Source organism: Corynebacterium glyciniphilum AJ 3170, from assembly GCF_007673095.1.
Taxonomy (GTDB): Bacteria; Actinomycetota; Actinomycetes; order Mycobacteriales; family Mycobacteriaceae; genus Corynebacterium.
In genome coordinates this window covers 120,552-143,717 of sequence record NZ_VDYZ01000010.1, presented here as the reverse complement: position 1 = coordinate 143,717, position 23,166 = coordinate 120,552, and the positions used below count along the sequence as shown (strand labels likewise).

Sequence of the window (23,166 nt, the reverse complement as noted above, 5' to 3'; positions counted from 1 at the left end):
TACTCTCTCCATGTGAAGACAATGGAGCGAGGTCGCAGACTGGTGCTCGCGGCAGCCAGGCGACATTCAGTCGCGGTGCGGCAAGACGGAACCGTGGTCGCCGTCGGTGACGGCCGAGCCGGAGAATGCGATGTCGACCACTGGAACAATGTCGTCGCCGTAGCCGCGGGGAATGTCCATACCGCCAGGAACACCGGCAAATCGCATACTGTCGGTCTCCGCTCGGACGGCACCGTATTGGCGACCGGATGGAATCACGACCACCAGTGCGACACCGGGGCCTGGCGTGACATAGCGGCGATAGCAGCGGGCTGGCGGCGGACACTCGGAGTCTGCTCCGATGGCACCGTATTGGCGACCGGCCGGACCACCGAGAGCGCCTGTGATGTGAGCAGATGGAGAGACATCGTGGCTGTATCGTGCGGTGATTGGCATTCGGTCGGGCTCCGCGACGATGGATCCGCAGTGGCCACGGGAAATAACCAACGAGGTCAATGCGGGGTGGAGGCGTGGAGGAATCTCACCGCCGTCGAAGCCGATTCGGTCTACACGGTCGGGCTGAAAGCCGACAGGCGGGTTCTCATCACCGGGGCACCAACCATTGGATTGGCCGACGTCGACACGTGGGAAGATATTGTCACGGTGTCCGCGGGGAGCCAGCATGCGGTGGGGGTGACTGCTTCAGGCCGTGTTCTAGCAGTCGGCGACAACAGTCACGGCCAGTGTGATGTCGAGAAATGGGAACACGTTGTCGCGGTCGCAGCGGGCTCCACCCATACGATCGGATTGTGTTCCGATGGCTCTCTCGTCAGTGCAGGGAACGGTGCTGACGGCCGGCGAGACATCGCAACGTGGGCCGGCCGTCTCAGCCCCGGGCGTTGTGACGGTTGAACGCCTCCATCACCGCCGCCTGAATGACGGCGGCGTCCTCACCCCAGTGTGCGGTGAGCTCACGAACGGTACGTTCGCTCGGCATCTCCGGAAGGTCATGCAGCCAGCGGATCGCTTTCCTCACACCGAGGTCCCCGGCTGCAACCAGTGGGCGGTCGAACCAGCGGATCATCACCCAGTCGGCGGTCCACCGTCCGATACCCGGAATCGCTGTCAGACGGCGACGTAGTTCAACGTCATCAAGGTCCGCGAGCGTCTGACTGTCGAGGACACCATCGGCGATTGCCCGGGCCGTCGCCAGGATGCATCTGGCTTTCATACCGCTGAGCTGCATCTCCCGCAGTTCCTCCACCGAGGTTCCCAGCGCCGTGTCGATATCCAACCAGTACGCGCCCGTATCTCCGACGGAATGGTAGATGCCGAGCCGTGTCGCCAGACGTTGTCGCAGGACGGAGGCGAACTCGAGGTTGACCTGCTGGGCAGTCACGCACCGGACCACCGACTGGAACAGCGATGTGGATCGCACCACCGCTGCAGACTCGATGAACTCGCGGGGCACTTTCCCCGTCACCTCGGGGCAGGCATCCTCCCACCGCGCGCCAGCAGCATCACCGACGATGAACTGCCGACCAACCACGCCCTCAATGTCAGACGGGTCCCCGCTGAGCGTCACCGTCCAGTTTGTCGGGCCGGGCTCTGCGCCCACATCAATCTGGACGGCCTCCACACCGTCCCCGGTATCGACGGCACGTGTGAACCGTCGGCCGTCCCAGCGGTCAATCATGTCGTCGCCGTGGCGTCGGAACGTATCGAGCACTACCGGCGATACGAAGAGCGGGGCCATCGTCCGGGTCATCTCAGGGTCAGTCATTCCTCCAGTATCCGATGCTCGAGGATGCTGTGCCACGTGCTCGCCGCTCCACCCGTCGCCTGTCATCCTCGTGGGCCCCACGAAGCAGCATCCGCGCATGGTCCACGGTCGTGCCTTCTGGATTCACGACGCATATCCACCCGTAAGCGCCATACAGCGGGTGCGGGAGGAACACATCATCAACGCTGTAGTCCACGCGCGATGCGTCGAAGTTCGACGGAGGATACCCGACCACCTCGGCGAAAACCCGTGTCCCGACGTGGATGTTCAGGCGCCACCGCCCCTCGGCGTCGAGGTGCGATCGACCGTCGTCGGGATAGTTTTTCGTGATGATGGTGGCGTACGGCTGCCGGTTGCCCGGTACCTCACCATCCGGGGCGAAATAGAAGAAGCGATCACCCCATGACTGCACCGGGTGTTCACTCCCCGACTCAGGCCAAAGTTCAAGGAGCCCTTCGTAGTTACGGACATCTGACAAGATCTGATCCATCGACATGGTTGAAGTGTAAAAATGAAGTGCTTATGGAGGGTTCCCGGATGAAAGACGACGGCGCACCGACTCTGCGGTGGTACTCGACTGGCGAACTCGCAGCCGTAACTGACTACTCCGTACAACAGGTTCGAGACCTTGAGGGTCTTCACGTGATCCCGTCTGCACACCGGCAGACTAACGGTTACCGCCAGTTCACCGGCGTGCATCTCACCGCATTGCGCGCATACCGACGTTTAGCCTTTGCGGTGGGCCCGGCGCTCGCCCGATTGACCATGCGCCAGCTGTATGCCCTGCCATATAACGAGGCCATCGCCACAGTTGGGGCCCTCCATGTCAATCTGGCACATTCCCGAGACGAGACCATCACCGCACTCCACGCGCTCGACTAGATCCTCGACGAGAGCCTCGACGACGCACCTGTGGACCCCACCGATGCAATGACCATCACCGAGCTCTCCTCAGCACTCGGTGTACGGTCCTCAACACTCCGGTACTGGGAACATGAGGGGTTGATCACGCCGGAGCGGGAGTCACAGCGAGCTCCACGGCGATACCCACCTGGTGCCGTACGGGATGCCCGCATCATCACCGCACTCCGGGCCGGTAACTACGGCATCCCCGCCGTCCGGGCCGTGATGACATCACTGGACACCCTCGGCACGACTGCAGATGCCCGGGATTCTCTCCGACGGCGGCTCCAGGACATCGCGGCACGCTCTGACGCTCTACTTCGCGCCGGCACCGACCTTGCGGATCTACTGCAGCCACAGGCTTCTCATCACTCGCCTGACGAAAAGGGTCGGAAGGCGTAACCAGCGACTGTTTCAGATCATCACTACCCACGTAGACTCCTGCATCACATGACCGGTTCAACTTTCCTCTCCCTCGACCCCACCGAAGCTCCACCACGTGGCAGGACGGCGTGGCTCGCCGAGCAGCTACGTGCAGCGATCGCTAACGCGGTGCTCCGGCCCGGTAACCGCCTGCCCGCGACACGGACGCTCGCCACGGAACTACAGATGTCGCGTGGCACCGTCGTGGAGGCGTACCGGCGCCTGACGGAGGAAGGCCTCCTGGTCACCAACCGGGGTGGCGGTACCGAAGTTGCCGCCCCAATCTCCCCGCCAGCCCCACCATCCTCACCGCCGAGCACGGCGGCCTCTGACACCACCACGGAACTCGCAGAGCACAGAGAGTTACTGAACATTTCCACCGGGGTACCGGACATCAGCGCTTTTCCGCGGGCAGCGTGGCTGCGTGCGGAACGACGCGTCCTCGACACGGCGACACCGGATCAACTGGGGTACGCCGATCCCGCTGGCGTTCCGGCACTGCGGGCGGCGCTGGCGTCGTGGTTGGGCCGCAGCCGTGGGCTGAGCGTCTCACCGCAGCAGATCATCGTCACTGCCGGAGTGACCGGAGCTCTCAGCCTGCTCGCGCAGGTGCTGCGTCGCCGCGGCATCACCGACTGTGCCGTCGAGGATCCCGGCGCGGAGGGCAACCGCCGGATCCTGAACTACTGGCTGGACGAGCTTCATCCCGTCCCGGTCGATGCCTCCGGCATAGATGTTGCCGCGCTCTCTCGTTCCGGTGTGCGTGCCGTCGTGGTCACCCCGGCCCACCAGTTCCCGACCGGGGTCGTCCTGTCCCCCGAACGCCGTCGCGCCCTGGTGGACTGGGCCCGGTCGACCGGCGGGTACATCATCGAGGACGACTACGACTCCGAGTACCGCTACGACCGCTCCCCTGTCCGGGCCATGCACCCCATGGCCCCGGACCGCATCGTCCATGTCTCCAGCCTGTCGAAGGTCCTTGCTCCGGCGCTTCGTCTCGGTTGGATGGTTGCCCCCGACCCACTTCGGGATGACCTTGCTGAGCTGCGGTGGGCGACGGACCTGGGCTCTCCTGCCCTGCCCCAGCTCGCCCTCGCCGATCTGATCGAGAACGGTGTGCTGGAGCGTCACCTGCGCAGCCTCCGGTTACGGCACCGGGAGCGCCGTGACGCAGCTGTGGATGCGATCCACCGCTACCTCCCCGGATGCTCCGTCGACGGTGTTGCCGCGGGCCTGCATGTCCTCGTCCGCCTGCCCGACCACGTCGATGACGTCGTACTCGCTGCACGAGCCCGCAATGTCGGCCTCGCGGTGCAACCCTTGTCGAGCCACCGCGCCGGCCCGGGCCCGCCCGGTGTGGTTATCGGGTACGGTCCGCATGCCTCGCGGCGTCTTGACGCGGCCATCCGGCAACTCGGTGAGTTCGTACGAGACACTCACTGCTGAGTCAGGGCGAGCATCACCGCGAGGACGACGAACGATACGGCGAATACCCTCCCGGTCCACACCATCACCACCGGTCGCCCGACCACGTACCGGCGCAACCAGGCGGCGCACGCACCGTAGACCGCGAAGATCAGGAGGGTGACCAGCATGAACGCGACACCAAGGATCGCCATCTCTAGGACGGCACCGTCAGCCCCGGTGTCAACGAACAGGGGCAGGAAGACGAAGAAGAACACGGTGAGCTTCGGGTTGAGCAGATTCACCAGAACAGCGTTTGCGATCACCTTCCCGGAGGACGGCCCCGCCACCGGTGAACTCTCGTCAGCGCCGTCAGTCTCGTTGGTGTCGGGTGCCAGCACCCCTGTCTGGTGCCAGGTCCCCCACGCCATGTACAGCAGGTAGGCGACACCGAGCCACTTGAGGACGCCGAAAGCGACGGGACTCGCCGCGAACACTGCCGCTGCACCGGACAGGGCGAGCACAAGGTGAGGAACGATGCCCAGAGTGCAGCCCACCGCGGCGATCAGCCCGGCACGAATGCCACGGTTCAGGCCGGCGGCGACGGTGAACAGCGCCCCGGTCCCTGGTGTCGCGGTCACGATGATCGAGGTGATCCAGAATTCAATGGTCATGCTGTCAGCGTGCGGGAGATCATGGTCTAACTACAGAGCCAATGATCTATCACCGTCATGGTCCAAACCGAGTACTGATTGCGGCGTCACACCGGTTCGACTAGGTTATGAAACGAACCCGTTTCGTATCGAAAAAGGAAGGTGCCATGGCTGCCGCCGATGACCAACCCGGGAGCGCCCGAGGGCGCCCGGTGAACACCACGCTGACGCCGGCGATCATGAAGGCCGTCCTCGCGCTGCTGGCCGAGAACGGCTACGCCGCGCTGACTACCGCCGCTGTCGCCAAGCGGGCCGGCGTCTCGACTGCGACGCTGTACCGCCGGTGGCCCTCGAAGCGTGACCTCCTCCTTGCTGCGGCAGCCCAGATCGCCGAGACCGAAAGCGCCGACGTTGACACCGGAACGACGGAGGGCGATCTCATCGAATTGCTGGCCCACAAGCGCCGCGTGCTGTCCGGAGCCGTCGGAGCGACGCTCGTGGCACTGGTCGGGGAAGCTGCGCACGACCCCGAACTCGCCGCCATCGTCCGGCACAGTGTGCTCGAACCAACCCGTGACCACCTCGCCGCCGTCCTCGAGCGTGCCGAGGAGCGGGACGAGCGACTCGCCGGCGATGCGAACTCCGCGACCCATCTCATCATCGGCACGATCCTCTCTCGGGCGGCTTTCATGGGCCCCGATGACGCGACCGGGCTCCTTCCGGACGCGGACGTCTCCCTCCTCGTCCAGGCGATCACGGGAGCACCATCCCACGGGCTCCCCAACCCTGCCCCGGAGAGGTGAGAACATTGCCCCATACGATGAACCAGACCATCGTGATGACCGGAGCGACCCGCGGCATCGGTCGCGTCGCGGCACAGCGACTGCTGACCCGCCAGCCTGGCACACACCTTGTACTCCTCAGCCGCGGCGATGCCAGAGATGTCGTCGCGGACCTGCAGAAAGCGGAAGGAACGGTATCTGCCATTCCCACCGATCTGGCGTCTTTGCATAGCGTCTACGCGGCCGCGACCACCGTCGCCCACCGCTGTGACACCGGCGATCTCCCGCCCCTGGGTGCAATCGTCTGCAACGCCGGAGTGCAGCACACGTCAACACTGGTAGAAACTGTCGACGGCTTCGAGGCGACGTTCGCCGTCAATGTCCTGGCGAACCACATTCTGTTCCGCACGCTGCACGAGTACGTCCGTCCCGGCGGCCGGGTCGTCGTCACCGTCAGCGACACTCACTTCGGGGATCTGCGCCACAACCTGGGCATGGTGCCCGGACCCCGGTGGTTACCCACCGACATCCTGGCGCACACCGGCGCATTCTCACCACCGGGACGTACCAGGGCCGGACGCACAGCCTATTCGACCAGCAAACTGGCCGCGATCCACCTGCTCCACGAATACGCCCGCCGATTCCCCACCGGTCCAGCGGTGTACGGATACAACCCCGGACTGGTCCCCGGCACCGGCCTCACGCGGGACGCCGACGTACTGTCCCGGTTCGCGATGAGACGGCTCATGCCAGCACTGACGATGACGCCACTGGCTACGACACCGGCGAAGGCCGGAGCACTGCTCGCCGAGGCGGTCGTCGGTGATATCCGCGCACCGAGTGGCGCCTACATCGACCGGGACCATGTCGCGGCCTCCTCACCGGAGTCCTACGACCCGGATCGCGAACGACGACTGTGGGATTCCGTCGAACGCCTCACCACACCATTCATCCACCAGGAGGACAACACATGACACGCACCCTCGTGATCACCGGAGCCAGCGACGGAATCGGCGCCGCGGCCAGCCGTCAACTCGCCGACAGCGATACACGACTGGTCCTCGTCGGACGCTCACCGGAGAAAACCCGGGCGGTCGCCGATGAACTCGGGGCCGACTACCACTGCGCAGACTTCACCCGACTGGACGATGTCCGCGAACTCGCGGCGACGCTCCGCAGGACCTGCGATCGCATCGACGTCCTGGCGAACAATGCCGGCGGGATCTTCTCAGGCCCCACAGCGACCCCGGACGGGTTCGAGATGACCTTCCAGGTCAACCATCTCGCCCCGACGCTGCTCACGCACCTGTTGATCGACCTCCTCGTCGACAGTCAGGCGGCAGTGGTCGCCACCTCCAGCATTGGCGCGCGCTTGTTCGGCCGGATCACTCTCGACGATCTGAACACCTGGCAGGACTTCTCGCCGAACCTGGCCTACGGCAACGCCAAACTGGCGAACATCCTGTTCACCATGGGACTGCACGAACGTTTCCATGCGCAGGGGCTTTCTGCGGTGGCATTCCATCCCGGTATCGTCGCGACGAACTTCGCCTCAGACACCGACAGCTCCTTTCAACGCATCTACCACGGCGCGCTGAAAACGTTTCTCGTCTCGCCGGAACGCGGCGGCGCGCGCCTCCGACATTTCATCGACGGACGGCCGGACGAGACGTGGCAGTCGGGCAAGTACTACGCGACGCCCCGACGAATCGGACGTACGAACCGGCAAGCCTATGACCCCGCGATTGTGCAGGGTCACTGGGAGCGGAGCGCCGAGATGCTGGGGATCGAGTGGTGACTTCCGGATCACATTTGATCCATCTCTTTGAGAATTGGTAACCCTTACTTAAGTTGTTCCACTCTCCCCATTTTTCATGATCCAGGTTTCGCAATCAAATAATTAAGACATAAGTTACCAATATATCTTTTATTGGATACTTATTGCAGGGAGTGATCCGTGTCACTACCATTTGCTTCATGGTTTCGCCGGAATGAAACCACAGGAAACACCACGTCCACCACCTGGTTGAAACATGACGCTCAAGAGGTATAAATGACTGACACCAATGCCCCTCCTGCAGGAAAAAAGAACGTACTCCCCTGGATAATTGTCGCCGCCCTCGCCATAATTGCTCTGATCGTATGGTTTGCAGTCGCCGCTGGCTCCGACTCCGGTGAACCGGAGGCCAACGCTGAAGACTCGCTCCCCCCGTGAAGCAGACGTAACGGTCACTGAGGGAACAAACATCACCGCAACGGCTGCCCCCGACGGATCCACGATTATGGACCTTCACGGCATGCTCTACCGGGTTCCGGAGGGCGGTGGTGAAGCAGAGAAACTCTCCGACCCGGAACACGAAGTCGCCCGTCCCCACGTGGGGCCCGACGGACGGATTGTCTACCAGTCCTACGACGGCGGCGACTTCGATATCTGGGTCTCTGAACCGGACGGCTCAGACAGGGAGAAGATCACCGACGGATACTTCGACTACCGCGAACCGCGCTGGTCACCGGACGGTAAACAGATTGCGTTCTCCTCCGACCGCGACAAAGGCTCCTACGATATCTGGACCATCGACATTGACAGCAGAGAGTTCACGCAATGGACCAGCGATCCCGGAGATGAGACCCAGCCATCGTGGTCCCCTGACGGAACAGAAATCGTCTATGTCAACGGTAACGAGGTCGCAACGGTGAACCCGGACGGCGATACCGAGACGCTCGTCAGGGACCCCGACCCTGAAGAGCCGGTTGACGAAGAAGCCAGCGAAGACGAGGGGGTGACCGTCCACGCTCCCGCTATGAGCCCTGACGGCGAACACGTCGCCTGGGTGCGACACGATGAGAACGTCGCCGACCTGATGTTGGACGACAAACCCGTCACTGAAGGTGAAGACGTCTTCCCCTTCACTCCGTCCTGGACCGGTGATAATCAGCTCGTCTACACCGCCGACGGAAAACTGCGCAACCGGGCCTTCGATGCCGACGAAGCGGAGGATATCCCTTTCGAGGTGACCTTCTCCATCCCGGGTGCAGACTACGACAAGAAGCCGCACGATTTCGACGACACCGAGTCACGGCAGGCTACAGTCCTGACACCACAGCTGTCTCCCGACGGAAAGTCCGTACTGTTCGTCGCCCTCGGCGACGTTTGGCACATGCCGATCGATGGCGAGCCGGAACAGATCACCGACGACGAGTTCCACGAGGTTGACCCGGTGTTCTCCCCGGACGGCACGGAGATCGCCTATGCCAGTGACAAGGCCGGCACCCAGGACATCTACGTCCGCTCACTTGAAAACGACGATGAGACCCGCATCACCAGTATCGACGGCGCGGAAGTCGCCCCGTCATTCTCGCCGGACGGTTCTCGCATGGCCTTCCAGGACCAGGACGGAGCCACTTACGTTCTGGACCGGGAAGACAACAATGTCCGTGAACTGGTACCGGAGATTTTCGGCCCCGGCCGTCCGACATGGTCCGAGGACGGGAGCACCATCGCATTGGCCGCCGTCAAGGAGTATTCAGAGCGCTTTCGTGAGGGCACCAGCCAGATTCTTACCGTTGACGTGGAGTCCGGGGAACAGACCTTCCAAGCCCCCGGCGAGCAGGACTCCTCCATCTCCACCCGCGGTGACGACGGACCCGTCTGGTCTCCTGACGGGAGGTCGCTCGCGTTCATCGTCAACTCACAGTTGTTCACCATGGACGTCGATGACAGCGGACAGGCCACCGGCGAACCGGAACCCCTGAATGACGACATCGCTGATGCCCCATCGTGGAGCGGCGACTCGTCAAGACTCCTCTACCTCTCCGGTGACGAGATGAAGCTGGCTGACGTGGAGTCCGGGGACGCCGAAACCATTGAGGTTCCTCTCGACGTCGAGCCCGACATCGCCTCCGACACACAGACTATTCAGGCTGGTGCCATCTGGGACGGCACGACGGACACGCTGAGGGAAAATGTCGACATCGTCGTCAAAGACAACCGCATCGACACCATTACCGACCGTGATGAACAGGATCCCCAGGGCGACGTCATCGACCTCAAAGACAAGACCGTGATGCCCGGGCTGATGGACGCTCACATTCACCAGGGGCTGGAGTCACGGTTCTTCGGAGACCGACAGGGCCGTATCAACCTCGCCTACGGCGTGACATCGACCCTCTCGGTCGGCGATCAGGCGTACCGCGCCATGGAAAACCGCGACGCAGTCGACGCCGGGAAGCGTGCCGGCCCAAGGTTCTATGCCACCGGCGAACCCGTCGACGGCTCCCGCGTGTACTACAACTTCATGAGGCCCACCGACGGTGACGCAGACATCCAGCGTGAGCTGGACCGGGCAGAGAACCTGGACTACGACTTCTTCAAGACCTACGTGCGGCTGCCCGCTGCCGGGATGGAGAAAGTCATCGAGACCGCCCATGACTGTGGGCTACCTTCTGCCTCCCACTACATGGCGCCGGGAACGTTCCTCGGCCAGGACGGCACCACACACCTCGCGGCAACGCAACGTCTCGGGTACGCACGAACCCAGTCTGAGACCGGGCACACCTACGACGACATTCCGGCGATCTATGGTGAAGGTAATCGGTCGATGACGACTACCTTCTTCAGCGGAGACTTCATGCTCGCCGACGATCTCACCTCGGACCCTAAGTTCCAGCTGTTCCCCTCCTGGAAACAGGACGAGCTTATGGAAGCCTTCGGAGAGAACGACGAATACCCGTCGGATCCGGACTGCCAGACAGCGGAATGCCGCGAGGCCCAGGCCTTCGACCGTGCTCGAGAAGCCGGTGCCCAGGTCCTTGTCGGCACTGATGCTCCTTTGGACCACGTAGGCCTCGGAATGCACACCAATTTGCGCGAGATGGTGGGCTACGGATGGGATCCTGCTGACGCCCTCAGGGCAGCGACGGTAAATCCGGCACGCTTCCTCGGGATCGATTCCGACGTTGGGACGCTTGAGCCGGGCAAGGTTGCCGACCTCATCGCAGTGGACGGCAACCCGCTCGAGGACATCGACACCCTCATGAATGTCCAGCTGACCATGGTCGGAGGCAAGGTGTACACGGCGGATGGCCTGGGTGCACCATTCAGCAACACTACCGACGATGCACCTGATACCCCCGACCGCACGGACACCGCCCCGGTCCCGCCGGCAACACGCATCGACGAGCGCACTGACGCCGCAGTCGCCAGCCCGGAACACCTGGAGGTGGGTGACGGCGACGGGCACGATCACTGAGTCCTCACTCCTACAGTAGGTCGTGAAGCTCGCCACCGGGTCTATCTCGGTGACGAGTTCCGGTGGATTGTGAACCACGGTTTGATGTATCGACGTCTCAAACTCACTGGAATGGATGATGCAATCATCCACTAGAGTTAAGGAGACAACGTGAACCAGCCGTCCCAGTGGGCGATCCGTACCGGTCAAGTCCTGGAAAGTATGCCCACACGAGGCACACACAAGCTATTTACCAGAGCTTCTTACGCGCGCCAACGCCCTTCCCCAGACGCACAGAGGCGTTACCGCGTGACGACACCGAGAGCGGGCCAGCCTTCATCGACACCGACGCTCCTCGCTTGCCCACATTCAGATGCATTTTCTTGCCAAGCTTCTTCCGCTTCCGAACGAATAAACCCATGTCTCCTCCTGGAGGTTAAGTAAAAGATTACTATAATTGAACTTAAAGATAAGATACCACATTACGCAAGGCGCATTCCTTAGCTTCCCCCGAGCTATTCGACAGACCGCTCAGTCGCCCAGCGTGCCGAACATGCCACGAAGCTGTCGACAACCGGAGGAACCAGCAGTGCACGCGCAGGAGGCCAAACCCACATGAATACAATCATCAACTTTCATCTACCACTCGCATATGACGGAAGCTGCCCGTAGTGTGCAGACGCCTCACCGTCCCCAACAGAACGCCTCCGACGACCAGCACTCCCCCAACCAATTCCCCCGTAGTCACGGTCTCCCCCAGTACGAGCCATGCCGAGCTCATCCCGAACACGGGAACAAGGAGTGAGAATGGCGCAACGGTACTTGCAGGGTGCCGGGACATCAACCACGTCCAGATCCCGGAGCCTGCAACCACGGCAATCACCACCGTGAACAACAGACCCGCTGTCGGGCCCAAGCCTTCCGTTGTAAACGCCGTAGTTATCGCGTCAGCGATCCCGTCGCGCCCTTCGAAGAGGTAACTGAGCGCTACGAGTGGCACTGGGGGAATTACCGTCATCCACAGCATCAGCCGGAACGGCTCGGCCGTCCGGGCCTGACGGTTGCAGACATTGCCGATCGCCCACCCCAGACCCGCCACCAATGTCAGCAGGAAGGGTAACAACGCCGCATATTCCGATCGCTGCCACCCGACCACCGCCAGGCCGAGAACAGCCACACCTATACCGACAAGCTGCGCGCCGCTCAGCCGTTCCCTGAAGAAGACCGCACCCAGAAGCACCGTGAACGGCGCTGAGGACTGCAACACCAAGGACGCCAGTCCAGTCGGCATCCCTGCGGCCATTCCCCAGTAGAGGAAACCGAACTGGAGCACTCCGAATCCCACGCCATAGCCGATCAGCCACCTCCACGGCACCTGTGGACGACGTACGAACAACACCGTCGGGATGGCGACCAGACCGAACCGTAGTGCCGCCAGCAACAGCGGCGGATAGGTAGTCAAGGAAACGTCGATGGCTATGAAATTGACTCCCCACAGCGCAGCAACCGTGATGGCGAGCAGTACGTGTCGAATCGGCATGCTTCCATCGTCAACGCGCCAACAATGCAGGACAACTGAAAAGTTGTGATGTTACTACGTAGGCTATCTACATGGATGTGAAACACCTGCAGTTGCTACGCGAACTCGCCGACCGCGGCAGCGTGACTGCCGTCGCCGCCGCAACCCACCGAACCGTCTCCGCGGTATCTCAGCAGTTGCGCACGGCACAGCGCACTGCAGGCATGCAGTTGGTCTCGCCACATGGCCGAGGTGTGCGACTCACCGAGGCGGGCTGGCTCCTCGCAGCCGGTGGAGCCGAACTCAACGAGGTGCTGGCGACTGTCCAGGCCCGGTGGGATGCCTACCGCAATGATCCTGGAGGACAGGTCAATATTGCCGCTTTCCCCAGCGCCGCGACGCTCGTCTTCCCGCAGGTGCTCAATGCTGCGACACGGGCCGGACTCGACGTCCGTCTCACAGATATCGATCCCGCAGAGTCTGAGTTCGCGAGCCTGACCGCTGATTTTGATATTGTGATCGCCCACAGCCTCGACAGCCCGGCACCCGTCGGTTCTGATGGTCTTGCGGTACGCAGACTGGTGGCGGAACCGCTGGACATCGCAATGTCATCCTCCCACCACCTCGCCTCGCCTCCGAGCCTCTGCAGCGCGGATGTCGCCGATCAAACGTGGATCGGAGTCCCGGAAGGCTACCCCTTCGACACGGTGCTCACCTCGATCGCCCGTAACCTCGGCACACCGTTGGACGTGGTCCAGCGAGTACGAGACAACCGGCTGATCGAGTCGATCGTCGCGGGCAGTAACCACCTTGCAGTACTTCCGCGGTTCACGACCCGAGCAAACGGCGGCCTCGTGCTGCGTCCGATCACCGATGTCCCGGCGGTGCGGTACATGTCCGCCATCATGCGCCGGGACCGCGCCCAGCGCAGGGCGGTCCAGACGCTGCTGACCACCATTGTCAGCGCTGCAGATAGCGCTGCGGCACAAGCTCCATAACCTCTATCCCTCGGTCCTCCCGTGACGCTGGGCCCAGTCCCGCAGATGCTTCAACGGTGCTGCCGCGCTCTCCCCCAGCGCCGTCAACTCATACTCTACCCGGGCCGGCACCTCCGGATACACGGTCCGGGTGAGCAGCCCATGAGCTTCCAACCGCTTGAGCGTCTGAGACAAGACCTTAGGACTGATGCCTTCCAATCGTCGCCGCAGGTAGCCGTTGCGCTGCGGACCGTCCTCCAAGGCTCCGATCACCAGCGCACTCCACTTGTTGGCCAGCAGATCCAACATGTCCCGGCACGGGCACATCGCCGCGTACACATCATTACGTTCACAAGGATCCGGGGTAACGGTCATCCCTGCATGGTATCCGAAAGGTACCAAGGGTTCTTGACAGTAACCAGTGCACGGCGGGAAGCATGAACCTCATGAGTACAACGACAGCCATCGGCTACGAAAGCAACCTTCCCGCCACCAACGACAATGCGCTGATCTCACGAGAGATCGCCGTCCCCGACCTCGGCCCGCACGATCTGCTGGTCGAGATCAAAGCGGTCTCGGTGAACCCTGTCGACGTGAAACTCCGCGCCGGTGCGCCCAGCGACGGCTTCAAGGTGCTCGGATACGACGCCGCTGGCACCGTCCAGGCGATCGGCACAGACGTCACGCTGTTCTCGCCCGGCGATGAAGTGTTCTATGCCGGGACCATCAACCGCCCCGGGACGAACCAACGCCTGCATACTGTCGACGAACGCCTCGTCGGACGCAAGCCCTCCTCCCTCTCCTTCGCCGCAGCTGCCGCCCTCCCGCTGACAGCGATCACAGCATGGGAAGCACTGTTCGACCGCTTCGGTCTCACCGAAGAATCGACCGGCACCCTCCTTGTTGTCGGTGCGACCGGCGGCGTCGGGTCGATCATGCTGCAGCTGGCTCAGGCCTTGCTGCCGGGAGTCACGGTGATCGCGACCGCGTCCGACGAAGAGCGCGCGTCCTGGGTACGCGAGCTGGGCGCGGACCACGTCGTCAACCATCGCAGGGATCTGGTGGCCCAGGTGCTGGACACGGCCCCCGACGGGGTCGACTGGTTGTTCACCGCGCATTCCGACGGGCAGATCGAGACCTACGCACAGATCGTCCGCCCATTCGGTCAGATTGTCGCGATTGACGACGGGCCCCGCGATGTATCGCCGTTGAAGGACAAGAGCATCTCCTGGCACTGGGAGTTCATGTTCACCCGGTCACTCCAGCAGACCACGGACTTGATTGAACAGCACCGCCTGCTGAACCGCGTGGCCGACCTCGTCGACCAGAACCACCTACGCACGACGATGACCGAGAGCCTCTCCCCGATCTCGCCCGAGACACTGCGCCACGCGCACCAGCTCATCGAAGGCGGTCGTACCCTCGGCAAAGTTGTCGTCCACGGATGGTAGGCACTGCAACCTATTCGTCATAGCGACGGTGCAGCAGCATGAGACGGCTCCAGGGCCGCCCTGACGACTGCAGCACGCGCGTCCTCGGACAGTCAGGGGTGGCAACTCCAGCCCGTCTCAGTTGTATTAACGGCATGCTGATTTGACCCTCACGTCGCGTCATACCGGAACGTCCTCCACATGGCGGCCCGAGCACACCACCAGACCATCGATAACCCCTATCATCCGGTGGCACGTCGTATTACGGACGTGGTGCGACGTCGAGCCGCCACGACGAAAATCATTCTGATTGATGACCTGCAGAACATTGCCCAGGCAGCACGCAGCGGTGTCCTGATCGACAGTCTCTACACCACCGAAGGTCGCGACCCTGCCGCGATCGACGAGGCGGTGCCTGAACTGCACGAAGTTCAGATCCACACGCTGTCCAGCGCCGTGACCAGGAAGATCTTCGGCGACGAAAAACGCTCACGCATTTTCGCCTTGGCACAATCACCTGCTCCGGGTGAGCTCAGCGACTTTTCTGACGGTTCCGGTGACGTCATCGTTCTTGACGGCGTGCGCCTGGTCGGCAATATCGGCGCGATCATCAGAACATCCGCAGGTCTCAATGCCGCGGCGGTCATTCTCCTGGATAGTGGACTACGGACTGTGTTCGATCGGCGCTTGATCAGGGCAAGCAGAGGTCTGGTTTTTACCCTACCTACCGTGATTGCGCCCCGACGCGACGTCATCGACTACCTGCACGGACAGCAGATTCCTGTAGCAACACTGGCAGCTGAGTGCGCCGAGCCGATCGAGGTTCTGCAGAGGGTGAAGGAACGAATGGCGATCGTGTTGGGCAGCGAGCGCCGGGGAGTATCCACTGACATCAGCAGAATCGCCGACTATCGGTGCTCCATCGCGATGTCGGACGACATTGAGTCACTCAATGTCTCGGTCTCGGCGGGTATTGCACTACACGAGCGCACCCACTCGCGCTGTTCGTAGTCAGCCCAACTTTGAGCTCGCCAGCCGTCGGGCAGCGGCAACCACCGATGCGCGGCGGCGGGCATGCTCCTCTTCACTGTCTGGCCCGGCGATCATGCGGGCCACCTGAGGAACAGCCGACCACCACCCGGCCAGGGCCAGAATCATCATCATCAGGTGATCAGCCCCGATGTCCTTGGTGACAGTCCCGGCCTCCTGCCCTGCCACCACGGCCGCAGTCTTGTACCCGTAATAGTCACGTCGCTGTTCCTCATCCGGAACCTCCGCGTCGAAGACCAACCCCTCCCACCGCAGCAGACGGGTCAGCTCGGGCCGCTCACGGTGATAGTCGTACACCCGCCCTGCGTATTCCCCCACGTCCTCCACAGCGAAGGACTCCACCGGCACCGCCTGGGCAACCTTGGCGAGCTCCTCACGCAAAACCCGGGCGAACAGGGCTCGCTTCCCCCCGAAGTAGTTGTACACCCGCTCCTTGTTTGCCCCGGACACCTTGGCGATCTTCTCGACCGTTGTGCCGTCCGGGCCGTGGGCCGCGAACTCAGCCACCGCGGCATCGAGAATCCTCCGTTTGGTCCCCTCGGTGTCCCAGGCCATCAGTGTGCGTCCTTCCTGTCGTCCAGCTTCTCCAACGCGAACGTTGCTTCTTTGCGACCAGAGTACTACGGTCATCTCCAACGTAAACGTTGGAAAGAGGTTGTGATGGCTCATCATCCCGAAAATCAGGCGGCAGCACACAGTGACGAGCAGATATATCCGGCGACTGGTGGCACCGTTGCCCTCCTGGTCGTCACAGCGCTGCTCGTCCTCACGCAGTTGTACTCAGCGATCCCGCTCGTCGCTCCAGTAGGAGCTGACCTCGGCACGGACGCCACGTTTGCCCTCTCCACCGTCTTCAGCATCTGTTACGCCGTGGGGTTCCTTGTGTGGGGTCCGTTGGCCGACCAGTACGGGCGGCGACGGATCATGGTGATCGGTCTGATCGCACTGACTGTCGCAACCCTCGCATGCGGGTTCGCATCGTCGGCACCACTGTTGGCAGTGCTACGTGGCCTGCAAGGTCTGACGGCGTCGAGTTTCGCGCCGGTCGCCCTGGCCTACCTTGCTGAAGCCACGCCCTTGACGCGCCGCGCCACGGCGATCGGAGCGATGTCGACAGCCTTCCTCGTCGCGGGAATCGTCGGGCAGGTAGTTGCCTCGCTCGTCGCCCTCCACCTGGGCTGGGAGTGGATGTTCATCCTCTCCGGGATCATGCTCACGCTCTGTCTCATCGGTGTGGTTCTCGTGGTAACGGAACCTTCCGGACAACCCGACAGCCTAGACCTGAAGCGCCGGTTCGCTGCGGTGGCAAAGGTTGCAACCCGTCCTGCGGTCATGCTGTTGAGCGCCGCACACCTGACGCTGCTCCTCTCGTTCGTGGCAATGTACACCGGCCTCGGCCCACATCTGTCCAGTCTGGGACTCGACTCCTCCCAGGTGATCTGGTTACGTCTGGTCGGATTACCGGGGATGTTCGTCTCGCTCATCGCTGGCACGTTCGCGCGGAAACTCGGAACCGCGGGGGTTGCCAGAGCAGGATTCGCGCTCGCCGCCGCCGGGCTGCTTCTGGAGGCAGCACTCTCCGGGACGCTGGTAGGGACGGGTTTTTGCAGTCTGGTGTTCGTGACCGGCGTGGCGTTCGCTGTCCCGTCGATGATCACCCTGTTCGGCGAGAGCGCGGCACCGAACCGCGCCGGTGGCATGGCGCTCAACGGCTTCGTTCTCTTCCTCGGAGCGAGCCTCGGCCCACTCACTGCGCAACTGGGCCTGAGTTTTCCTTTCCTATTGCTCGGCCTCGCCGTTCTCATGGTGATCGCTGTCCTGTATCTGACTGGTTTCACCCGGCTCGAGCGAACGACCGTAGGAGCACCGTCATGACCAGCATTCTCGTACTCGGCGCCACTGGGAGAACCGGATCCGCCGTGCTCAGTAACCTGCCTCCGGACGTGACCACAATCGTCGCGCTACGCGCACCGGAAGATGGGGCCCGGCTCCCCGCCCTGAAAAAACCACCGGCCCGTGTGAGGGTCGACATCAACGACGAAATCAGCCTCCGGAATGCATTGGACACCGTCGAGGTCGTCGTCAATGCGATACGTCTCCGCGGCAACATCCCCACGGACGGTCTCGTCACACTGCACGATCGGATCCTCGCCGCAGGCCGACAAGCCCGCGGGAAGGCCCCGAGGATTGTTACCGTCGGCGGAGCCGGTGCCCTACGGCTCCCCGGAGGGCATCGTTTCTGGGAAAGTCCGACGTTTCCTCACACCACTCTCCCCCGTGGTCGCGCGCACGCCGCCCTCCGCGATCACCTCGAGACCGCACACACCGGAGGTGAATGGGCATATCTGATTCCTCCGCCAACCTATGATCCCGACGGCGCTGCGACAGGGCGTTGGGAACGGAGTGTCCCCGGCCCGGATGAGAGTGCTTTCACCAGGCGAGCAGTCAGCTACGCGGATTTCGGTGCCGCGGTGGCAGACGCAGCTACGGACAATCTCAACGGGACCCGCCTGATCGCGTGGCCTACTCCAACACGAAAGAGTTGAACGTATAGGGCAACAGGTCGGCAGCGGGGAAAGACGTCCAGCGATCACCCGACGAACAAAGCAAACACTGTTCGCCTTCGTTCTGGCATGCTGTTCCTAGGAATCCCCTTTTTGGTCCGTCCGGGCACGCTTATGCCGACTGACAGCGACCATCGTCGCGAAACCACCGACCAGTATCCAGAAGATCAACCAGATAACGCCGCCGCCGACCAATACTGAACCCCAGACATCGAAGGAAAGTAGCCCTGCGATGACCCCTGCGGATGCTGCACCGATCGTGCCGGTGCCAGCGGTGTAGGCGTAGGGTGCGTAGGCTTTGTGCGCGGCAACCCATGCATCCTGATTCCGGAGTGTGTACGGGGTGCGGTAACCCAGAATGAAGTTCTGGCGTACAGTGCCCCTCTGGCAAGCGCGTGCCCACCACAGCGTCAGCCCGCCGACCACTACAATCAGGAGAGCGAAGATTACTACCTCAGGCATGAAAACTCCTACAGAAGAGCGCGTACAGATCTTACGTTGCCCTTCACGCTACGGAGATCACATGTCAGCTGACTACCAACCACAGGTTGAACCTCACATCATGACCGCACTCGGTTAGCCTCTGCCAGAGGTGTTCGTGATGCCCAGCCGCTGGGCGAGAATCACCGCATGCACTCTGTCCCGCAGACCGAGTTTCCTAAAGATCCGGTTGATATGACTCTTTACCGTTGCCGGACTAAGAAAGAGCCGGTGACTGATCTCCCCATTTGTCATACCCGAGGCAATAGCGACGAACACGTCGTACTCACGAGGGCTCAGCACGTCCAGCACATCCGCCTCATCCAGATTCGGTCGTTGTCGCCGCGGTAGGGCCTGCTCGATGAGCATCCTTGTGATTCGAGGTTCAACGACGGCTTCGCCCCGATGCGCGACGCGGATCGCCTCGCGTAACTGCACTGGCGTTGCCGTTTTCAGTAGGAATCCACTTGCACCGGCTTCTAATGCGCCGAAAGCGTAGTCGTCCAGATCGAACGAAGTCAACGCCACGATCTTCGTTTCGGCGTACTTGGTGACAATGGTTCGCGTCGCCTCGATCCCGCCGGCGCCGGGCATTCGAACATCCATCAACACCACATCGGGAAGGTTCTCTTCAACGAACGTGACTGCTTCCTCACCTGTAGCCACCTCACCGATGACGGTCAGGTCAGCGGCGCTATCGAGTACCAGTGCATTCCCCAGCCTGGCCGGCGCCTGGTCGTCGGCGATGAGCACCCTAATCACTGATCTGGCCTATCCGGAGAGTAGCCCGCGTTTGCCAACCCCTGGGCGATCGCGGGCCTGTACTGCTGGTGCCCTCGAAACTAGCGGCACGGGTGGCAATACCGATCAAGCCGCGCCCCGTGCCAACGTATGAAGCTTGAGCGGGCCGCCCGTCATCAAGGATCGAAATATTTACCTCGCTACCGCAGACAGCAATCTCCACCGTCACCTCGGTAGCCCCGCTCGCGTGACGCAGCGCATTGGTGAGGCCTTCCTGGACGATCCGATAGATCGTCGCGGTCAGCACGGCGTCCTCAGGCACGGGATCTCCGCTCTGTGTCAGGTGCACAGGAAGTCCGGCTTCCCGGAACCCGTCTACCAGATTATCCAGAGAAGAAGGGTCAGAATCGAAACCATATCGTGCGTCGCCGAGACCATCATCGGCTTCGCGCAAGATCGCGAGGGTACGCCGCATATCGTCCAGAGCTGTACGGCCGACCTCTCCTAGTTGATCCAGAGCATGGCGAGAACGCTCCGGATCGGCTTCCCACCCAGAGCGTGCACCGTTGGAAAGGGCGACCATGACGGTCAGCGCGTGGCCGATGACATCGTGCACCTCTGTGGAGATCCGCGAGCGCTCCACCGCACGAGCATGGCTTTCGCGTTGTACGACGAGTTCTAGTTTGGCCTGATTTCGTTGATGCAGATGCCGCACCGCCACCCCCGCTGCCAACGCCACGACTACGTAGGGATCAACGACGCTGGTACCCACTCCTACCGGTGGAGGATCGCTGGTGACCGGAGGCGCAAAGGCTCCGAGCATGATTTTGACAGTTGTACCGAGGAGAGGAAGGACAACCCCGATGCAATAGCCGAAAAGCGCCGTCGCCAAACCGCTGCGGACGGCGACCAGAAACACTGCGACGCAGAGAATCATTGTCAGACTACCGGTCTGCGCTACTGCAGCCCCCAAGGCCACTACGACCAGTGCGACGAGTGGGTAGTTCCTGTGCCACAGAAGAACGACGCCGGCCATCAGTACGGAGACGAATGTCCACCCCCACTTGTCTGGACGGCTCATCAGCAGAGCCAGCAGTGGTAGAAACACCATTAATAAGATCAGGGGTAAATCGATCAGAAAGTCATGGTGCTTTTCCCTAGAAAGCTTCGGTCCTGTGCGATTCCGCTTTGCAACTGTCACCAACGATGAGTTGTCCGTTTCTGTGCCAACAGCTGTCATAGCGTCCTCTCTTCTCGATCTCCACCTTCGTCGTGCTTCACGAGCAATCTATCAGTGGTGAGTTGTCTTAGGGTCTGTACCGGGGCGATGGTTTCCGAGCCTTTACGGGTACAGATCAGGAGCTGACGCGATGGTGCAGGCTGGCCCGCCACGGGTATCCGCACCGCTTGAGCACCATAGCGTGCGAATCGGGAGGTCAGGCTGACTGCACCAGTAGCTTCGATCAGATCAGCCACCGACTGGGTAGTGTGCCCGTGATGAGTGGCTGAAGGCACGAAACCCGCAGCGTGGCAGGCACCCAAAATCTCGTCACGTCCCGGCTGACCGACGCCAGGCAGTACCCACGGATACCCGCTCAGTTCTGACAGCTCAATGGTCTTCCGCTCTGCAAGCGAACTGGTGGAGCTGACAAGCGCATCAATGGGTTCCTCCACCAGCCGCTGCTGGTAGAAACGCCGGTCGCCGACAGGTGGCACACCAGCATGAGCGACGACAATACAAACATCGAGCTCATCAACAACCAACTGGTCAAAGCACTCGGGGACTTCGACTTCGGAGAGTCTGAACTGAAGCAGCGGGTACTGCGCCTCCATTTCACGCAGGTGTGGAATCACCAGTTGTGACAGTGCGGTCGGGTGGGCCCCTATCCGCAAGAGTCCAGTGACCTGAGCTGCATCTTCGGTCAACGATGCCTTCGTTTTCTCCCAGGCTGCGACAGTGTCATTGGCGAACTCAACCAGACGTTTTGCCGCCGTAGTCAACCGCACGCCCCTCCCCTGGTGTTCCAATAACTCAAACCCCAACTCGTCAGCGAGACTTCGTAATTGTCGGGAGTATCCAGAGACGCTGCGCTGCAACAGTTCCGCGGCTTCTGTGATCGTGCCCGCTTTCTCCAACACCCGCAGCAGTTCTATTCGCCTGTCCAGCATGACCCTATTGTAAACAGTTCTGTTGAAGATTAAGAACTAGACATTCACATTCACCGTAGGGAGGATGGGGTCAATCTGTCCGAGTCCTAAGCAAGAAGGTGATGGTAATGGGCGAGCTGCTGGGATTCGCTGCTGCGGTCATGTTCGGAGCCTCCCACTTCTTCAACGGCGTCCTCACCCGACAGATACCGGCAATGAAGGTCGCCATATACTCCCAAGCTGGCGGTGCGGTACTCTTCGCAGCCTGGGCAGTCACGACCTGGGATACGTGGCCGCGCAGCGACGACCTCATCTGGGGCGGCATTTCCGGACTAGGGGCAGGGGTCGGTGTCGGTGCCCTTTACGAAGGCATGCGTGCTTACCGCATTTCTGTTGTCGTGCCGGTGACCAGCATCGTCTCAGTAACAGTACCGTTCCTCCTCGCGATACTGGTCCTCGGAGACCATGTAGAGCCCTTGCTGATAGTGGCTGCTGTGGCGCTCGTTCCGGCAACGTGGCTGCTCGGTCGACCGTCCACTTCGCCGAAGTCCTCAACGACGTCCCCCTCGGAATCATCCCCGCTGCGGGCGGTCACCGCGGCAAAGCGTGCCGGCAATCCTAATAGGGCCGCAGTGGGCTACGGACTGATCGCTGGCCTCGGCTACGCTACCCAGCTGTTCGCTCTGAGTAGACTCTCGTCACCTGAACCAGCGATGCCAATGTTGATCGGCCAACTGGCCAGCTTCCTGCCGCTACTGCTTCTACTCGGTCTGCGCCCCATACGTGATACATCCTCTGGAACAAGAAGTGCCGCCGGCAAGGCAGCGCTTGTAGGCGGCTTGGCCGCGCTGGCGATGGTCTCCTACTTGTACGCCACCCGCGAGGCAGACGCCCTGGCGCCAGTAATGGTCGCCATCGCTCTCTACCCGGCACTGCCTGTGCTGCTCGCTCTGCTGGTGCTCAAGGAACGCCTCAGCCGCCTACAGGTCACCGGCCTGGCTATCGCCGCGGTCGCCCTACCGGTGATCAACATCGCCAGCTAACTTCGTAGTCCCAGTAACGTTCACTACTCCGCAACATGTAGCGGCCCAAACGATGTACT

At 62.0% G+C, this 23,166-nt stretch carries 26 protein-coding genes; 15 read left to right on the top strand and 11 right to left on the bottom strand.

Going from position 1 to position 23,166, the window contains the following annotated elements; genetic code table 11:
* Nucleotides 1-21: 21 nt before the first annotated feature.
* Nucleotides 22-891 (top strand): RCC1 domain-containing protein, encoded by an 870-nt coding sequence (locus FS507_RS11350; RefSeq protein ID WP_145942924.1) that lies wholly within the window; start codon nucleotides 22-24, stop codon nucleotides 889-891.
* Here FS507_RS11350 and FS507_RS11345 read toward each other — a convergent pair.
* Both FS507_RS11345 and FS507_RS11340 read right to left on the bottom strand, forming a co-directional pair.
* On the bottom strand, nucleotides 866-1,762 hold the full coding sequence (locus tag FS507_RS11345; protein WP_186314656.1) for a DNA-3-methyladenine glycosylase family protein: 897 nt from the start codon (nucleotides 1,760-1,762) through the stop codon (nucleotides 866-868). The two genes, FS507_RS11350 and FS507_RS11345, sit on opposite strands and share 26 nt — an antisense overlap.
* The gene (locus FS507_RS11340) at nucleotides 1,755-2,258 is read right to left on the bottom strand and encodes a DUF6194 family protein (RefSeq protein WP_145942888.1); all 504 of its coding nucleotides are present in this window, start codon (nucleotides 2,256-2,258) and stop codon (nucleotides 1,755-1,757) included. Before FS507_RS11340 ends, FS507_RS11345 begins: the two co-directional genes overlap by 8 nt.
* A 20-nt stretch (nucleotides 2,259-2,278) precedes the next feature.
* Between FS507_RS11340 and FS507_RS18515 the strand changes: the two genes are divergently transcribed.
* The 3 genes from FS507_RS18515 to pdxR are packed head-to-tail and all read left to right on the top strand — an operon-like array spanning nucleotide 2,279 to nucleotide 4,534.
* On the top strand, nucleotides 2,279-2,644 hold the full coding sequence (locus FS507_RS18515; protein ID WP_260853349.1) for a MerR family transcriptional regulator: 366 nt from the start codon (nucleotides 2,279-2,281) through the stop codon (nucleotides 2,642-2,644).
* A gap of 48 nt (nucleotides 2,645-2,692) precedes the next feature.
* Nucleotides 2,693-3,067: a MerR family transcriptional regulator gene (locus tag FS507_RS18510; protein ID WP_260853348.1), complete on the top strand. Its 375-nt coding sequence runs from the start codon at nucleotides 2,693-2,695 to the stop codon at nucleotides 3,065-3,067.
* 48 nt (nucleotides 3,068-3,115) lie between these two features.
* Nucleotides 3,116-4,534 (top strand): MocR-like pyridoxine biosynthesis transcription factor PdxR, encoded by a 1,419-nt coding sequence (pdxR, locus tag FS507_RS11330; RefSeq protein ID WP_145942887.1) that lies wholly within the window; start codon nucleotides 3,116-3,118, stop codon nucleotides 4,532-4,534.
* Here the strand turns inward: pdxR and FS507_RS11325 are convergent.
* Nucleotides 4,525-5,166 carry a LysE family translocator gene (locus FS507_RS11325; RefSeq protein WP_145942886.1) on the bottom strand — a complete coding sequence of 214 codons (642 nt, stop codon included), beginning with the start codon at nucleotides 5,164-5,166 and terminating at the stop codon, nucleotides 4,525-4,527. The two genes, pdxR and FS507_RS11325, sit on opposite strands and share 10 nt — an antisense overlap.
* 146 nt (nucleotides 5,167-5,312) lie before the next feature.
* Between FS507_RS11325 and FS507_RS11320 the strand changes: the two genes are divergently transcribed.
* From FS507_RS11320 to FS507_RS11305, 5 genes are all read left to right on the top strand, one after another.
* The gene (locus FS507_RS11320; RefSeq protein WP_186314655.1) at nucleotides 5,313-5,948 is read left to right on the top strand and encodes a TetR/AcrR family transcriptional regulator; all 636 of its coding nucleotides are present in this window, start codon (nucleotides 5,313-5,315) and stop codon (nucleotides 5,946-5,948) included.
* A gap of 17 nt (nucleotides 5,949-5,965) precedes the next feature.
* Complete coding sequence (locus tag FS507_RS11315; RefSeq protein ID WP_145942884.1) at nucleotides 5,966-6,901, top strand: SDR family NAD(P)-dependent oxidoreductase; 936 nt, start codon at nucleotides 5,966-5,968, stop codon at nucleotides 6,899-6,901.
* Nucleotides 6,898-7,725 carry an SDR family NAD(P)-dependent oxidoreductase gene (locus FS507_RS11310; RefSeq protein WP_145942883.1) on the top strand — a complete coding sequence of 276 codons (828 nt, stop codon included), beginning with the start codon at nucleotides 6,898-6,900 and terminating at the stop codon, nucleotides 7,723-7,725. The genes FS507_RS11315 and FS507_RS11310 overlap by 4 nt, the downstream gene beginning before the upstream one ends.
* Before the next feature lie 255 nt (nucleotides 7,726-7,980).
* Nucleotides 7,981-8,142: a hypothetical protein gene (locus tag FS507_RS17605; protein ID WP_186314654.1), complete on the top strand. Its 162-nt coding sequence runs from the start codon at nucleotides 7,981-7,983 to the stop codon at nucleotides 8,140-8,142.
* 67 nt (nucleotides 8,143-8,209) lie between these two features.
* Nucleotides 8,210-11,176 (top strand): amidohydrolase family protein, encoded by a 2,967-nt coding sequence (locus FS507_RS11305; RefSeq protein WP_145942882.1) that lies wholly within the window; start codon nucleotides 8,210-8,212, stop codon nucleotides 11,174-11,176.
* 229 nt (nucleotides 11,177-11,405) lie between these two features.
* On the opposite strand, the gene FS507_RS11300 is transcribed toward FS507_RS11305, so the two are convergent.
* Both FS507_RS11300 and FS507_RS11295 read right to left on the bottom strand, forming a co-directional pair.
* Entirely contained in the window at nucleotides 11,406-11,576 is a 171-nt protein-coding gene (locus FS507_RS11300; protein ID WP_145942881.1) for a DUF4236 domain-containing protein, read from the bottom strand.
* A 207-nt stretch (nucleotides 11,577-11,783) separates the two neighbouring features.
* Nucleotides 11,784-12,695 carry an EamA family transporter gene (locus FS507_RS11295; RefSeq protein WP_145942880.1) on the bottom strand — a complete coding sequence of 304 codons (912 nt, stop codon included), beginning with the start codon at nucleotides 12,693-12,695 and terminating at the stop codon, nucleotides 11,784-11,786.
* A 71-nt stretch (nucleotides 12,696-12,766) separates the two neighbouring features.
* Here FS507_RS11295 and FS507_RS11290 point away from each other — a divergent pair, with 71 nt between their 5' ends.
* On the top strand, nucleotides 12,767-13,672 hold the full coding sequence (locus tag FS507_RS11290; protein ID WP_145942879.1) for a LysR family transcriptional regulator: 906 nt from the start codon (nucleotides 12,767-12,769) through the stop codon (nucleotides 13,670-13,672).
* Nucleotides 13,673-13,675: 3 nt separating this feature from the next.
* Here FS507_RS11290 and FS507_RS11285 read toward each other — a convergent pair whose 3' ends face one another.
* Nucleotides 13,676-14,026 (bottom strand): winged helix-turn-helix transcriptional regulator, encoded by a 351-nt coding sequence (locus FS507_RS11285; protein WP_222121420.1) that lies wholly within the window; start codon nucleotides 14,024-14,026, stop codon nucleotides 13,676-13,678.
* A 71-nt stretch (nucleotides 14,027-14,097) separates the two neighbouring features.
* Between FS507_RS11285 and FS507_RS11280 the strand changes: the two genes are divergently transcribed.
* Complete coding sequence (locus tag FS507_RS11280; RefSeq protein WP_145942878.1) at nucleotides 14,098-15,102, top strand: zinc-binding alcohol dehydrogenase family protein; 1,005 nt, start codon at nucleotides 14,098-14,100, stop codon at nucleotides 15,100-15,102.
* Nucleotides 15,103-15,282: 180 nt separating this feature from the next.
* Complete coding sequence (locus FS507_RS11275; protein ID WP_145942877.1) at nucleotides 15,283-16,092, top strand: TrmH family RNA methyltransferase; 810 nt, start codon at nucleotides 15,283-15,285, stop codon at nucleotides 16,090-16,092.
* Here the strand turns inward: FS507_RS11275 and FS507_RS11270 are convergent, their stop codons facing one another.
* Entirely contained in the window at nucleotides 16,093-16,686 is a 594-nt protein-coding gene (locus FS507_RS11270) for a TetR family transcriptional regulator (RefSeq protein ID WP_145942876.1), read from the bottom strand.
* Between the two features lie 105 nt (nucleotides 16,687-16,791).
* Between FS507_RS11270 and FS507_RS11265 the strand changes: the two genes are divergently transcribed.
* Nucleotides 16,792-18,006: an MFS transporter gene (locus tag FS507_RS11265; protein WP_145942875.1), complete on the top strand. Its 1,215-nt coding sequence runs from the start codon at nucleotides 16,792-16,794 to the stop codon at nucleotides 18,004-18,006.
* Nucleotides 18,003-18,677 carry an NAD(P)-dependent oxidoreductase gene (locus tag FS507_RS11260; protein ID WP_145942874.1) on the top strand — a complete coding sequence of 225 codons (675 nt, stop codon included), beginning with the start codon at nucleotides 18,003-18,005 and terminating at the stop codon, nucleotides 18,675-18,677. The genes FS507_RS11265 and FS507_RS11260 overlap by 4 nt, the downstream gene beginning before the upstream one ends.
* A 96-nt stretch (nucleotides 18,678-18,773) precedes the next feature.
* On the opposite strand, the gene FS507_RS11255 is transcribed toward FS507_RS11260, so the two are convergent.
* From FS507_RS11255 to FS507_RS11240, 4 genes are all read right to left on the bottom strand, one after another.
* On the bottom strand, nucleotides 18,774-19,157 hold the full coding sequence (locus tag FS507_RS11255) for an SdpI family protein (RefSeq protein WP_145942873.1): 384 nt from the start codon (nucleotides 19,155-19,157) through the stop codon (nucleotides 18,774-18,776).
* Nucleotides 19,158-19,271: 114 nt separating this feature from the next.
* Nucleotides 19,272-19,928 carry a response regulator gene (locus FS507_RS11250; protein ID WP_260853347.1) on the bottom strand — a complete coding sequence of 219 codons (657 nt, stop codon included), beginning with the start codon at nucleotides 19,926-19,928 and terminating at the stop codon, nucleotides 19,272-19,274.
* 1 nt (nucleotide 19,929) lies between these two features.
* Nucleotides 19,930-21,156: a sensor histidine kinase gene (locus FS507_RS11245; RefSeq protein ID WP_145942871.1), complete on the bottom strand. Its 1,227-nt coding sequence runs from the start codon at nucleotides 21,154-21,156 to the stop codon at nucleotides 19,930-19,932.
* Entirely contained in the window at nucleotides 21,153-22,085 is a 933-nt protein-coding gene (locus FS507_RS11240) for a LysR substrate-binding domain-containing protein (protein WP_145942870.1), read from the bottom strand. Before FS507_RS11240 ends, FS507_RS11245 begins: the two co-directional genes overlap by 4 nt.
* Before the next feature lie 107 nt (nucleotides 22,086-22,192).
* Between FS507_RS11240 and FS507_RS11235 the strand changes: the two genes are divergently transcribed.
* Nucleotides 22,193-23,107, top strand: a complete 915-nt coding sequence (locus FS507_RS11235) for an EamA family transporter (RefSeq protein ID WP_186314653.1) — start codon at nucleotides 22,193-22,195, stop codon at nucleotides 23,105-23,107.
* Nucleotides 23,108-23,166 lie beyond the last annotated feature (59 nt).

Bases quoted from the DNA above. Each gene is read 5' to 3' on its own strand.
- FS507_RS11265 (WP_145942875.1), top strand. From the start codon at position 16,792: ATGGCTCATCATCCCGAAAATCAGGCGGCAGCACACAGTGACGAGCAG.
- FS507_RS11345 (WP_186314656.1), bottom strand. From the start codon at position 1,762: ATGACTGACCCTGAGATGACCCGGACGATGGCCCCGCTCTTCGTATCG.
- FS507_RS11245 (WP_145942871.1), bottom strand. From the start codon at position 21,156: ATGACAGCTGTTGGCACAGAAACGGACAACTCATCGTTGGTGACAGTT.
- FS507_RS18510 (WP_260853348.1), top strand. From the start codon at position 2,693: ATGACCATCACCGAGCTCTCCTCAGCACTCGGTGTACGGTCCTCAACA.
- FS507_RS11310 (WP_145942883.1), top strand. From the start codon at position 6,898: ATGACACGCACCCTCGTGATCACCGGAGCCAGCGACGGAATCGGCGCC.
- FS507_RS11305 (WP_145942882.1), top strand. From the start codon at position 8,210: ATGGACCTTCACGGCATGCTCTACCGGGTTCCGGAGGGCGGTGGTGAA.
- FS507_RS11350 (WP_145942924.1), top strand. From the start codon at position 22: ATGGAGCGAGGTCGCAGACTGGTGCTCGCGGCAGCCAGGCGACATTCA.
- FS507_RS11290 (WP_145942879.1), top strand. From the start codon at position 12,767: ATGGATGTGAAACACCTGCAGTTGCTACGCGAACTCGCCGACCGCGGC.
- FS507_RS11260 (WP_145942874.1), top strand. From the start codon at position 18,003: ATGACCAGCATTCTCGTACTCGGCGCCACTGGGAGAACCGGATCCGCC.
- FS507_RS11280 (WP_145942878.1), top strand. From the start codon at position 14,098: ATGAGTACAACGACAGCCATCGGCTACGAAAGCAACCTTCCCGCCACC.
- FS507_RS11255 (WP_145942873.1), bottom strand. From the start codon at position 19,157: ATGCCTGAGGTAGTAATCTTCGCTCTCCTGATTGTAGTGGTCGGCGGG.
- FS507_RS11320 (WP_186314655.1), top strand. From the start codon at position 5,313: ATGGCTGCCGCCGATGACCAACCCGGGAGCGCCCGAGGGCGCCCGGTG.
- FS507_RS11340 (WP_145942888.1), bottom strand. From the start codon at position 2,258: ATGTCGATGGATCAGATCTTGTCAGATGTCCGTAACTACGAAGGGCTC.
- FS507_RS11275 (WP_145942877.1), top strand. From the start codon at position 15,283: ATGGCGGCCCGAGCACACCACCAGACCATCGATAACCCCTATCATCCG.
- FS507_RS11285 (WP_222121420.1), bottom strand. From the start codon at position 14,026: ATGACCGTTACCCCGGATCCTTGTGAACGTAATGATGTGTACGCGGCG.
- FS507_RS11235 (WP_186314653.1), top strand. From the start codon at position 22,193: ATGGGCGAGCTGCTGGGATTCGCTGCTGCGGTCATGTTCGGAGCCTCC.
- FS507_RS17605 (WP_186314654.1), top strand. From the start codon at position 7,981: ATGACTGACACCAATGCCCCTCCTGCAGGAAAAAAGAACGTACTCCCC.
- FS507_RS11300 (WP_145942881.1), bottom strand. From the start codon at position 11,576: ATGGGTTTATTCGTTCGGAAGCGGAAGAAGCTTGGCAAGAAAATGCAT.
- FS507_RS11270 (WP_145942876.1), bottom strand. From the start codon at position 16,686: ATGGCCTGGGACACCGAGGGGACCAAACGGAGGATTCTCGATGCCGCG.
- pdxR (WP_145942887.1), top strand. From the start codon at position 3,116: ATGACCGGTTCAACTTTCCTCTCCCTCGACCCCACCGAAGCTCCACCA.
- FS507_RS11240 (WP_145942870.1), bottom strand. From the start codon at position 22,085: ATGCTGGACAGGCGAATAGAACTGCTGCGGGTGTTGGAGAAAGCGGGC.
- FS507_RS11315 (WP_145942884.1), top strand. From the start codon at position 5,966: ATGAACCAGACCATCGTGATGACCGGAGCGACCCGCGGCATCGGTCGC.
- FS507_RS11325 (WP_145942886.1), bottom strand. From the start codon at position 5,166: ATGACCATTGAATTCTGGATCACCTCGATCATCGTGACCGCGACACCA.
- FS507_RS11295 (WP_145942880.1), bottom strand. From the start codon at position 12,695: ATGCCGATTCGACACGTACTGCTCGCCATCACGGTTGCTGCGCTGTGG.